The following is an 11,785-nucleotide window of genomic DNA, read 5'->3' on the forward strand; positions in this document are numbered from 1 at the left end:
CCCGGGTGACCTCCATACGGGACGACCGGTACCGGCAGTGACCTGCACAGGTTCACGTTGGGCAGGGAGTTTCCGTAGACTTGATCCTCGTGTCCTTCGCTGATGCCACGATTGCGCGGCTTCCCCGCCCGATCCGGCCCTTCGCCGAGCGGCACCATGAGCTCATCAAGTTCGCGCTCGTGGGCGCGACGACTTTCGTCATCGACTCCGCGATCTTCTACACGCTCAAGCTGACCGTCCTGGAGCCCAAGCCGGTGACGGCCAAGATCATCGCCGGCATCGTGGCGGTCATCGCGTCCTACATTCTCAACCGGGAATGGAGCTTCAAGGACCGCGGCGGCCGCGAACGCCACCATGAGGCGCTGCTGTTCTTCGGGGTCAGCGGCGTGGGCGTGGTGCTGGCCATGGCCCCGCTGTACTTCTCCAGCTACGTGCTGGGCCTGCGGGTGCCCGAGGTGTCGCTGACGGTGGAGAACATCGCCGACTTCATCTCGGCCTACGTCATCGGCAACCTGCTGCAGATGGCCTTCCGGTTCTGGGCGTTCCGCCGCTGGGTGTTCCCCGACGAGCACGCGCGCAACCCGGAGAAGGCCCTGGAGTCCACCCTCACCGCCGGCGGTATCGCCGAGGCCTTCGAGGACCATGCCGAGCACCACGGTCAGGTCGGTCAGAGCGCCGGGCGCGGCTTCGACGAGAACGGCGCCGGCGACGAGAACACCGTCACCCCGCTACGCCGACGGGTCCGCGACACCGATCAGCTCGGCGATTCCTCGGAGTCGAGGGTGTCGAAGACTTCGTGATAGAGCAGGGAGTGCACCTGCTCGACGCGCGGAATGTCGTAGAACTCCAGCGGATCCTGTGACGCGGACTCGATGATCAGCGTGCCGGTGCGCAGCATCCGGTCCAGTACGCCGTGCTTGAACTCCACGCTGTTGATCCGGGCCAGCGGGATGTCGATGCCGCTACGGGTCAGCAGGCCGTGGCGGAACATCACCCGGCGGTCGGTGATCACGAAATGCGTTGTCCACCACGTCAGGAACGGCCACAGGGTGAGCCATCCGACCAGCACCAACCAGAGCGCGGCGATGACACCGAAGATGATCCGCTTGGCATTGTCGTCCCAATCGGTCTGATTGACCCAGCCGGCACCGAACGCGGCCAGCGCACTGGCCAGCAGCAGCACCAACGCGGGAGCGAGCAGCCGCTTCCAGTGCGGGTGCCGGTGCAGCACCACATGCTCGTCTCTGGCCAGCACGTTCTCCGGATAGCCCACGGTGTGGACTCTACTCAAACACCTCACCGGATAGCGGGCGCAAATGCACAATATCGGCCGCGGCGATGACCTCGGTGCCCGCGCCGGTGTCGATGCAGAGCCGGCCCTGCGCGTCGATGGCCGTGGCGGTGCCGACGATCTCCTTGCCGCCGGGCAGCAGTGCGCGCACCGGTCGGCCCAAGGTGGCGCTGCGTTCCCGATAATCCGTCAGCAGCGCCGCGGCCTCCCCGGCCTGCCAGGCCTGGATGCGGGTGGCCAGCTCGCCCAACAGGATCCGGGCGATCTCGGTGCGTTCGGCGCTCACCCCGAGTGCGCGCACCGAGGTGGCGTGGGGCTGGCCGATCTCCTCGGGCAGTAGATCGACATTCAGGCCGATGCCCAGCACCACGACCGGTTTGGGCGAGGCCACCTCGGCAAGGATGCCGGCGATCTTGGCGCCGTCGATCAGGACGTCGTTGGGCCATTTCACGCCGGCCGCGATGCCGACGGCGGCCAGGGTGTCGGAGACCGCGACACCGGCCAGCAGTGGCAGCAGCCCCCACTGTTGTTCGTCGACGCCTTCGGCGGAGATGGCCACCGACACGATGACCAGTCCGCGCGGCACCGCGGTCCAGGCGCGTCCACCCCGTCCGCGCCCGGCGCTCTGATGCTCGGCGAGCAGCACCGCTCCGGCGATGTCCTCACCGGCGGCGGCCCGCGCGATCAGATCGGCGTTGGTCGATCCCGTCTCCTCGACGATGTCGAGGCGGTGCCACGGCGCGCGCAGATCGGCGCGCAGGGCGTCGACATCGAGGGGTAGCCGGTCAGCAGTCATTTCGCACCGGCTGATCAGCGAAAATCTTTGTCATCCAATCCAGTTGGCTCGCGAGATCGACACCCGCGTGCCCCTTGCCCGGTTCGAACTGCACTGTCACCGTTCCTCCCATGGCGCATGCGCGCTGAATGGCCGCTGCCGTCCACGCCGCGTCGACAAGGGTATCGGCCCCGCCGTACCAGACCGATAGCGGCGCCGACAGCGGGCGCTGCGGAAGTGCCCAGTCCCGCAGCAGCTGTCGCAACTGGTCGGCCGCGGCCACCGACTGCGGTGCCACATCGTGCTGGCGCAGATGTTCTGCGGCACTCTGCCGTTCGTAGATCTGCGGCGCCTGGCACGCGGTGATGACCGACCAGTACTGCGCGCCGGCCCCGGCCCGGAAGTCGTCACGGTTGAGTTCCGGATGAAGCCGCGCGAGCGATTCGACGATGACCGGCATGGCCAGCAGTTGGTCGGCGGTCAGTTCACCGCGCAGCGACTTATCCGCGAAGCCACTCACGTCTGCGGCCGGCGCGGCCGCGACCGTCCCGAGCAGCTTCAGTTCGGGGGCGTACACCGAGGCCTGTTCGTTGGCGGCCCAGGTGGCCGCGCCGCCCTGCGAGTGGCCGAATCCCAGCCACTTGGTGGACACCTCGGGGAAGGTGTGGCGCAGCGCCCGCACGCTGTCGATCATGTTCAGCCCGGCGGTTCTGGCATCGAGGTACGGGTGAATCCCCTTGGCGCCCAGTCCTTGGTAATCGGGCACCGCCACCGCGAAACCGCGGTCGATGAACGGTGTCACGAAGGCCAGCGCGCCGAGCATGGTGTCCGACCGCGACGGGGCGCAGGGATTGTCGATGCCGACGGTGCCGTGGCCGATGGCCACGATGGGCCAGCCGCCCGGCGGCGGGGCGCTTTTGGGGGTGAACACCGAACCGGAGACCACGGTGGGCGCGCCGGTGTCACCGGATGTCGAGCGGTACAGCACCCGCGCCGCGCGCAGATCGCGGGCCTCCACCCGCCGGGTCACCCCGGGCATGGTGGTGGCCGTGACCAACGAGCCGGGTCCGGCGTCGGCGAGGTCGGCGGTGTCGATGGCGACGGGCGCTCCGCCCGAGGACGGGAAGCTGTTCAGGAATTCCAGACCCAGCGGCACGGCGAACGGCAATAGTGCACGGCCGAGCAGGATCTGGGCGAGGACGACGACGAAGATGGTGACGGCGACGGCGGTGCGTTTGAGCCAACGCGGCCTGTCGTTGCTCCGGGAAAGCCGCACGTCCCTACGCTACCGGACGTCCGTGACGGGACTGCGGAGCGAAAGCGACCCGGGTGGATCAGTAGGCGCCGGTGCCGCCCAGCACGGTGCGCACGGTCTTGAGGGCGATCAGCAGATCACCGCTGATGGACCAGTTCTCGACGTAGGACAGATCCAGGCGCACCGAGTCGTCCCAGGACAGATCGGCGCGACCGCTGACCTGCCACAGGCCGGTGATACCCGGCAGCACCAGCAGACGGCGACGGACCTGGTCGGTGTAGGCATCGGCTTCGCACGGCAGCGGCGGGCGCGGGCCCACCACGCTCATGTCCTTGCGCAGCACGTTGATGAACTGGGGCAGTTCGTCGATGCTGTAGCGGCGCAGGATCCGGCCCACCGCGGTCACCCRGGGGTCGCGGCGGATCTTGAACAGCACGCCGCCGTCCATCTCGTTCATGTCGGCCAGGCCGGCGACCAACTTGTCGGCGTTCTCCACCATGGTCCGCAGCTTGATCATCTGGAACGGCTTGCCGTCCAGGCCGATGCGCTCGGACATGTAGAAGATCGAGCCACGGCTGGTGAGCTTGATCGCGATGGCGCTGACCAGCAGCAGCGGGAATGCGGCGGTGAGCACGGCGAGCGAGACGAAGATGTCGAAGGCGCGCTTCTGCACCTTCGTCGTGCCGCTGTACTGCGGCTTCTCGACGTGGATGAGGTTCAGACCGGCGACCGGGCGCATGGTCAGGCGCGGACCGGCCACATCGACCATGCCCGGTGAGACCACGAGGTCGACGCCGAGGCGATCGAGATCCCAGGACAGCTCGCGCACGCCCTCGGGGCCGAGGTGCTCGGTGGTGGTCAGTGCGACCGTGTCGGCGTTGGCCTTGGCGATCGCCTCTTCCACCTGATGCTCGTCGCCCAGGATCGGCAGCGGGCCGACGCCGGGCACGTCGAGCGTGCCGCCACCGACGCGGCCTGTGAGGCAGACACCCACGACCGAGTAGCCGTAACCCCAGGCACGGTCGAGGGACTGGACCAGGCTGCGCACCGCGGCCGCGTTACCGACCGCCACCACAGCGTTAACGCACTGTCCGCGCTTGCGGTACCAACCGAGGACCCGGCGGCAGGCGGCACGGCCCAGCACCAGGAACACCAGACCGAGCGGGAAGGCCAGCGCCAGGTAGCCGCGCGCATACTCCGGCCGGAAGATCATCAGTGTGACGGCGACGACGCCGATGGTCGCCAGCGTGGCCGAGAGCACCCGTCGGTACTCCTCGATGCCGGCACCGACGATGCGCGGGGACCGGCTGCGGTAGGCCGTCAGCAAACCCAGCCAGATCAAGCCGAAGATCACCGACAGCAGGCCGAAGTACTTGGTGAGCGGATCGAAATCGGTAACTGGGCGCCCCAGGCGCACCATCTGGGCGCACGCCATGGCAGCGCCCACGACAACGACATCGGTGACCAACAGCGCCAACCCGTAGCGCCGCTGCCACTGCAGTCCGTCGTGGTCGCGGGCGGGCGCCGCGCTCACCAGAGCGATCGGCGCTTCCGTCTCTCTCACCAACGTCACGTGCGCGTCCACCTTCGTTTGYTGCACCGGTCCAAGCATGCTGACTAAGACTATCGCTTTGTTTCCTGCTTCTTGCAACATTTCGGCCCAAATATCCACCCTTCGGCTGACGCCGGCGCAAATTCGCCGGTGGATATGATCTTGATTTGCCGGATCTGGCCGCGCGGGTGAGTCGGTAAAAACTGACGTCCGCGACGATTTGACCTGGTAATTAAGCCTAAGCCGAGTCTGTTAATCCCATGTACTCATGGGTTATCGCCGGGGTTGCCGATGCGTTACACCTGAATCAAGATCTTCCGACGCCCGGCGAGTCGGCCGAAGAGCCATTGCTGAAACTGCGCTTGCGTGCAAGGTTCCGACGTTTTATGGCTTAGCCGCGGCACACACCACCGGCAACCTGCCCGGACCTCCCGGCGATCGGCGACGGCCCGATGGGCATTCCGGTACGACGTTGCGAGAAGTCGCTGGCCGGCGGCACGGGAGTGCTTGCGATCGCGAACATGTCGTACCCGCCGTGACCAGCGGCCAAACGCCGGACCAGCCACGCAGACGGACCGGAGCTTGCGAATGGCGTCGCGCACCATTGGCGCAGCCGCCCACCCACCTATTCACTTCGGCATCATCCGCCCCAATATGAATGGCACATTCGTGCCATTCCTCATTCGCCATTCCTCGAATAGCGAATCGCAGCGCTGCGAGAACGCCTAATTGACAGTGCCTGACACATCGGTTTGCCGGGTAACAGGCACATCACGGTGACTTCGCTGGCGGGGTCCGGGGCAATGTCCCTACCGGGCCGTACGAGGGCGCCAGGAGGGAGTTCGCGCCGGTGCGGCGGCACCGACCGGGTACCCGCAGCAGGACTAACCGCAGGCGGTGGCGGCGGCTTCACCTACGGGGCGCTCGATCGGCAGCCCCTCGAGCCGTTCGGCCAGCCAGCCCAGCTGGTCGGCGACCTCAAGGTCGCCGTGGCCCTTGTCGGGCTGGAAGTCCCACGTCACCGTGCCGCCCAGCTCGCAGGCGCGGGCCAGCGCGTCCGTCGTCCAGCGCGGGTCGATGTACTCGTCCTCACCGCCGTAGACGACCGACATGGGTGCGGCCAGCGGCTGCTGCGGCAATGCCCACTGTCGAAGATAGGTCCGCAACTGATCGGCGGCTTCCGGCGTCCGCGGCTTCACGTCATCGGATCCGAGTCGGTCGATCACGGCTTCCCGGGTGTGCACCGCATCGCCGGAACAGGCGATCAGGATGTCCCAGTTCTCGGCGGCGACACCGTGCCGGAAGTCGTCCCGGTTGAGCTCGGGGTGCAGCCGGGCCAGCGATTCGACGACGAGGACCAGCGCCGCCACCTGCTCCTTGGTCAACGTGCCGTCCACGGACTTGTCGACCAGCCCCGCGATATCGGCGACCGGCGCCAGCGCGAGCACCCCGCGCGGAGGCATCTCCGGGGAGTACGTCCCGGCCTGCTCCCCTACCGCCCAGGCCGCGCCACCGCCCTGCGAGCCCCCGAGTGCGGCCCACCTGTCCGAGACATCGGGGAAGGTGTGCCGTAGCGCCCGCACCGAGTCGATCATGTTCAGCCCGGCGGTCTTGGAATCCAGATAGGGATGGATTCCCGGTGATCCGAGTCCCTGGAAGTCGGCGAGGGCCACCGCGAAACCGAGCTCGGTCAACTTGACCACCCAATCGGTCAGCCCCAGCAGCGTCGCCGACAACGACGGGCCGCACGGCTCGTCGATGCCCAGGGTGCCGTGACCGAAGGCGACCACCGGCCATCCACCGGCCGGGGCGCCCCCGCTGGGCGTGAACACCGCAGCGGACACCACCGTCGGCTCCCCGCTGTCGCCGTTGGTCGAGCGGTACACGACCCGGGCCGAGTTCAGGTCGGAGCCTTGCGGGCTGCGGCTGAACTCGGGCATCGTCATCGCACTGACCAGAGAGCCGGGGCCGCTGCCCGTCAGGTCGGCGCCCTCGATGGGTGCGGGCAGCACCGTCGCGGGCGGCTTACTCGACAGACCCACCGTCTGGCGGGCGGCCGGGGACACCGCCAACACCACCGCGGCAACCAGGATCAGGACGGACAGCACAATGCCGGCCGGCAGCAGGTATCGGCGCATCAACTCTTCCGGAACCGCTTGACGAGGCCCAGACCCGGGCGCTCCACGGCGTAGTAGGTGATGGTCGACAGCAGGATCGTCACGACGGCCACCACCGCAACATTACGGAACATGCCGCTCCAGGAGTCGCCGGCGGCCAGGTCGTAGCGGCCCAGCAGCAACAGCACCGGGTAATGCCACAGGTACACCGACAGCGAGATCATCCCGACGAAATAGAACGGTTTGAGGTCGAGGAACCGCGCGATCGGGGAATCCTTGCCGCGGGCCAACGGCAGGACGACGATCGCGATGAACACCGCGGAGACGAAACCGATTCCGGCAGTGGCGAATACGGTGCCCTTCACGGCGAGCACGAGTGCCACGGCGAAGGACACCAGCAGCAGCGGGAAACACAGGAAATGGATCCGCCTGGCCGCCGGGACGGAAATCACGCCCTGTTCGATCGCGACGAACAGGATCGCGGCGAACATCCCGTAGGCGAACAGGTCCGCGTTGGTGATGAAGCTGCGCATGAACACCGCAGCCCAGGTGGGTCCCCAGTTCTGCATCATGACGGTGTCCGCGCCGGACGCGGTGAACACCAGCGGGGCGAACAGTCGGCCGATGACCCCGACCGCCAGCAGGATGGCCGGTGCCAGGCAGGCCAGCACCAGCGGCTTGACATCGGTGCGCTTACGCAACGCGAAGAGCAGGAAGCCCAACAGCGGCAGCACCGCGTAGAACGCGATTTCCAGGGTCAGCGACCAGGACGGGCTGATACCGGTCTGCACGTAGTCGGGAATGTAGGTCTGCGTCAGCGTCAGATTCGCCAGCAGTTCCCAGGGATCGGTGATCATCCCGGTACCGGCGTCGGTCCCGTGCGGCTGGATCGCCGAATTCTGCACATACGCCACCTGCAGCACGAAATTGCAGATCAGGAAGATCGTCAGATATCCGGGGAAGACCCGGAAGAACCGGTGCAGGGCGTACTGCTTGGTATCCGGCATGGCCGCCTTCGACCGGTCCTTGGTGAGGCGCCGGATATAGGGCAGGAACAGCAGGAAACCGCTGAGCACGAAGAACAGGATCAGCGCCAGGCCGAGCACACCCAGGAAGGCCTTGTCGTGGGTGACCGGCGAATAGCTCAGCGCCACATGGCCCATCACCACCGCCAGACAGCCCAACCCGCGGATGCCGTCGAGGCCGATGATCCTGGTGTGCGTCGGCGAACTGGCAAGCACCTGGGATTCGATGCCCGGCACACCGGAGGCCCCCGCGCCCCCGTGCGCCGCGTTGGTTTCTGTCATGAGCGTTCTCCGGTCGCGGTGGTCAGGGGCGTCGTCTCKACAACTAGGTGGTCTTGAGGATCGACGGCCCGCCCTCGACCCCACACGTACTGTCCGCCGGTGCGTCATCGAACCGCTTCATGATCCAGTCCAGCGACACGATGGGGTCGAAATCACCGTGTCCCCGGCCGCCAGCGATGAAGGATGCCACGGTGTCGCCCATCTCGCAGGCTCTTCGCACCGCTTCGGTGGTCCACGCCACCGGGACCACGTCATCGGCGTCCCCGTGCACCACGAACATCGGCGCGCTGGCCCGGGCGCGGGGCAGACCGCTCATCTGATTGAGGTACCCGCGCAACGTGTCGAGGGCCTCGGGGGTCGCGGGGCGCAGATCCTCCGGCGGAATCTGCTCGGCCACCGCGAGCCGGTCCTCGGTGGCGTCGGTGGAACACCCGGCGAGCAGATCCCACTTCTCTTCGACCAGGCCGCGCCGGTAATCGTCCAGCTTGAAACCGGGATGCGCATTCTGCAACGACGACAGGATGAGCACCATGGCGATCCGCTGCTGCGGGGACAGGATGCCCTCGGCGGCCATATCCGCAAGACCGGTGATGTCGGCCGCGGGCGACACGCTCACCGAGCCGATCAGCCGGGTGTCCTGCGCGCCGTAACCGGCGATCAATTCGTTGGCGGCCCAGGACGCCTGGCCGCCCTGGGACACCCCGAAGGCGACCCATCGCTCCGAGGAGTCCGGCACCAGCTTGCGGGCCGCACTGGCCGCGTCGACCATGTTGTAGCCGGCCGTGGTGGCATCCAGATAGGGGTGGTAGCTGTCGATGGTGCCCAGCCCCTGGTAGTCCGGCACCACCATGACGTAGCCGAGGGTGACCAGCGCGCGGACCGCCTCGGCCGCGCCCAGCAGGGTCGGTGACAGCGACGGCGCGCAGTCCGACAGCACGCCGGTGGTGCCGTGCCCGAACACGATGACGGGCCAGCCCCCCTCGGGCGGGGGGCCCGCCGGGGCGAACACGCTGCCCGACACGACCTGAGAGCTGCCGTCGACCCCGGAGGTCGAGTTGTAGGTGATGCGGGCGGCGACGGAGGTGACCCGCAGCAGCCGGCGGTCGATGGTGGGCAGCCGGGTGGCGCTGACGAGCGCGCCCGGACCGGTGGCCGAATAGTCGGCGGGCAACTGGATTTCCGAGACCACCGCGGCCGACGGGCCGGGGTCGGGCTCCGAGCAGCCCGCGACCACCAGCGCGAACGCCAACAGCGAACTCGCCAGCGCCTTGCGGGTCGTCCTCGCCGAGATTGTGTGTGCCATCGAGCTCCTAAGACCTGGGGGGCTCGCCGCTGGACGACGTGTACGAGTTGGCGACCTGGCGGAGTTGGCCGCCGGTCAGCACCTCGTCACGGGCCAGTCCCAACGCCAGCACCAGCACCAGGCTGAGGGCGAAGCCGACGCCGGTGGCCACCAGCAGCGTGTTCGTCATATCGGGTTGGACCTCGTGGGCGACGGTCGCCGGATCGACGGCCACGAGTTCGGCCACCGGCCCGGTGTACTGGATCGGGTCGGTGGGTTTGGCCTCGACGTATTCCAGCTCACCCGACATCTTCATCAGCACGGAGGCGAGCGTGTTGATGGTGTCGATGGTGGTCTGCGGATCGGGGCCCGTCACCCCCACCCGCAGCAGTGCCGACGATGGCCTGCCGAACCGCGACAAACCGTAGGGCTCCCAGGTCGCGGTGACCTTGGCCGCGAGTTCGCTTGGCGTCAGCGGCAATCCGAGTTGTTCGATGGTCCGTTCGCTGATCACCGAGGACTGCGCCAGCGACACGTAGGTGGACATCCGGCTGTTGGCCCCGATGCCGCCGGCGTAGGCCGAATAGGTACCGGGGTCACCGGCGACCTGCGCGAACAGCAGTACCGACGCCGTGTAACTGCGTTCGGCGGTGAGCTTCTGGAAGCCGAACGCCGCGGCGGGCGCCAGCAGCGTGGCCACCAGGATGATGACCCAGCCCCGGGCGGCAATCCTCAGGTAATCCCGTGCCCGCGGCACGTCGACCGGCGCCCTCAATTTCTGCTCAGGCAGTCGTTGGGCGGCGGGTCGGCGCCGTCGAGGCGGTCCATCAGCCAGGGCAGGGTGAACCCACTGTCCAGGTCGGCGTGGCCCTTGCCCGGGCCCTTGCGGATCTCGATGTAGCTGCCCATCGCGCAGGCCCGGTCCAGTGCCTTCTCGAACCACGTCTCGTCGACCAGCATGTCCTGGGTGCCGTAGCCGACGACCATCGGTGTGGTGTTGGGGGCCTGTGGCACAGCGATTTCCGCGAGCCGCTCACGCAACCAGACGACGTCCTCGTAGGTCGCGGGCCGCAGGTCCTCGTTGGTCATCAGCCCGCGCACCCTGGCGATGTCGTCGAAGTTGGGCGGGATGCAGTCCAGGAGTTGATCCCAGTTCTCGGCGGTGGTGCCGCGCCGGTAGTTGTCCAGATTCATCTCCGGGTTGAACCACTTCAGCGACTGCAGCGCGAACACGAGCGTGACCCGCTGATCGGCGGTCAGCGTGCCGTTCCAGGCGGCGTCGGCCAACCCGGACATGTCGGCGGCCGGCGCCATCGCGACGGTGCCGAGCAGATTGAGTCCCTGACCGTAGGTGGTGGCCTGTTCGGCGGCCGCCCAGACCGCCAGGCCGCCGGCGGAGTGACCGTAGGACAGCCAGCGGTCGCTGGTCTCGGCGCCGACCCGACGGGCGGCACGGACCGAGTCGATCACGTTGTAGCCGTAGGTCTTGGCGTTGAGGAACGGGTGCTGGTAGCCCTCGACCCCGGCACCCTGGAAGTCCGAGACGGTGACCAGGAAGCCGGACCGGACGAAGACCGACATCGTCCACGCGTTCAACGGCAGGCTGCCGTAGAGGCTGCTCGCGCATTTGTTCAGCACACCCTTGGTGCCCTGGCCGAAGGCCAGGATGGGCCAGCCGCCCTTGGGCGGGTCGCCCGGCGGGATCGCCACCGCACCCGAGACCTCGGTGGGCTGCCCGTCCACCCCGGAGGTGGATCGGTAAACCACGCGCATGTAGGTGGCGTCGTCCTGGTTGAGCAGTTCACTGCCGCTCATCGGTTCGACGGACACCAGCGAGCCCGGCCCGTCGTCGTTCATATCCGGCGGTGGCAGCCGCGGTTTGCCGTCGAAGGGCGGGGTGAAGGTCTTGATCGCGACGGTGTCCGAGCCCGGAGGGGGCGCGGGGGCCTCCGCCGGTGCGCACGAGGTCACCAGCACGACGGTCACGAACAGGACCGCCGCACCACGCATCAGACTCGGCACGCCGTCATCCCGAGGTGTGCGATGAGGTCTGCGACCTCGCGGTGCGGCTGTCGGTTTCTTCCTCGGCAGCGGCCGCGGAGTTGCCGGAGGCGTGGGCGCCGCCCTGGTGCTTGCGGTCCGAAGAGAGCTCACGACGGTGTCCCGGCTCGCAGGTGKCGACCACGCCGAGCACCGGTGCGTGCGC

The 11,785-nt window shown here is 67.8% G+C and carries 11 protein-coding genes; 1 reads left to right on the forward strand and 10 read right to left on the reverse strand.

Features of this window, described 5'->3' with window-relative positions; genetic code table 11:
* The first annotated feature begins 89 nt into the window (after positions 1–89).
* Positions 90–800, forward strand: a complete 711-nt coding sequence (locus tag AC1DTF_RS25810) for a GtrA family protein (RefSeq protein WP_057167207.1) — start codon at positions 90–92, stop codon at positions 798–800.
* Here the strand turns inward: AC1DTF_RS25810 and AC1DTF_RS25815 are convergent.
* The 10 genes from AC1DTF_RS25815 to AC1DTF_RS25860 all read right to left on the reverse strand — a co-directional run.
* Positions 755–1,273: a PH domain-containing protein gene (locus AC1DTF_RS25815; RefSeq protein WP_057167208.1), complete on the reverse strand. Its 519-nt coding sequence runs from the start codon at positions 1,271–1,273 to the stop codon at positions 755–757. The two genes, AC1DTF_RS25810 and AC1DTF_RS25815, sit on opposite strands and share 46 nt — an antisense overlap.
* Before the next feature lie 10 nt (positions 1,274–1,283).
* Positions 1,284–2,087: a biotin--[acetyl-CoA-carboxylase] ligase gene (locus AC1DTF_RS25820; protein WP_477476136.1), complete on the reverse strand. Its 804-nt coding sequence runs from the start codon at positions 2,085–2,087 to the stop codon at positions 1,284–1,286.
* Entirely contained in the window at positions 2,077–3,342 is a 1,266-nt protein-coding gene (locus AC1DTF_RS25825; protein WP_477476137.1) for a lipase family protein, read from the reverse strand. The genes AC1DTF_RS25820 and AC1DTF_RS25825 overlap by 11 nt, the downstream gene beginning before the upstream one ends.
* Positions 3,343–3,400: 58 nt before the next feature.
* The gene (locus AC1DTF_RS25830) at positions 3,401–4,894 is read right to left on the reverse strand and encodes a sugar transferase (RefSeq protein ID WP_477476138.1); all 1,494 of its coding nucleotides are present in this window, start codon (positions 4,892–4,894) and stop codon (positions 3,401–3,403) included.
* A gap of 863 nt (positions 4,895–5,757) precedes the next feature.
* On the reverse strand, positions 5,758–7,011 hold the full coding sequence (locus AC1DTF_RS25835) for a lipase family protein (protein ID WP_477476139.1): 1,254 nt from the start codon (positions 7,009–7,011) through the stop codon (positions 5,758–5,760).
* Entirely contained in the window at positions 7,011–8,297 is a 1,287-nt protein-coding gene (locus AC1DTF_RS25840; RefSeq protein ID WP_057167211.1) for an acyltransferase family protein, read from the reverse strand. The genes AC1DTF_RS25835 and AC1DTF_RS25840 overlap by 1 nt, the downstream gene beginning before the upstream one ends.
* Before the next feature lie 43 nt (positions 8,298–8,340).
* On the reverse strand, positions 8,341–9,600 hold the full coding sequence (locus AC1DTF_RS25845) for a lipase family protein (RefSeq protein WP_477476140.1): 1,260 nt from the start codon (positions 9,598–9,600) through the stop codon (positions 8,341–8,343).
* 7 nt (positions 9,601–9,607) lie between these two features.
* Positions 9,608–10,336, reverse strand: a complete 729-nt coding sequence (locus tag AC1DTF_RS25850; protein WP_477476141.1) for a YveK family protein — start codon at positions 10,334–10,336, stop codon at positions 9,608–9,610.
* A gap of 14 nt (positions 10,337–10,350) precedes the next feature.
* A complete protein-coding gene (locus AC1DTF_RS25855; RefSeq protein WP_477476142.1) occupies positions 10,351–11,601 on the reverse strand; it encodes a lipase family protein in 1,251 nt (416 codons plus the stop codon).
* A gap of 4 nt (positions 11,602–11,605) precedes the next feature.
* Positions 11,606–11,785: hypothetical protein (locus tag AC1DTF_RS25860; protein WP_477476143.1), on the reverse strand; the 180-nt coding region annotated here is incomplete at its 5' end.

This window comes from Mycobacterium sp. P4_H6 (genome assembly GCF_056400845.1).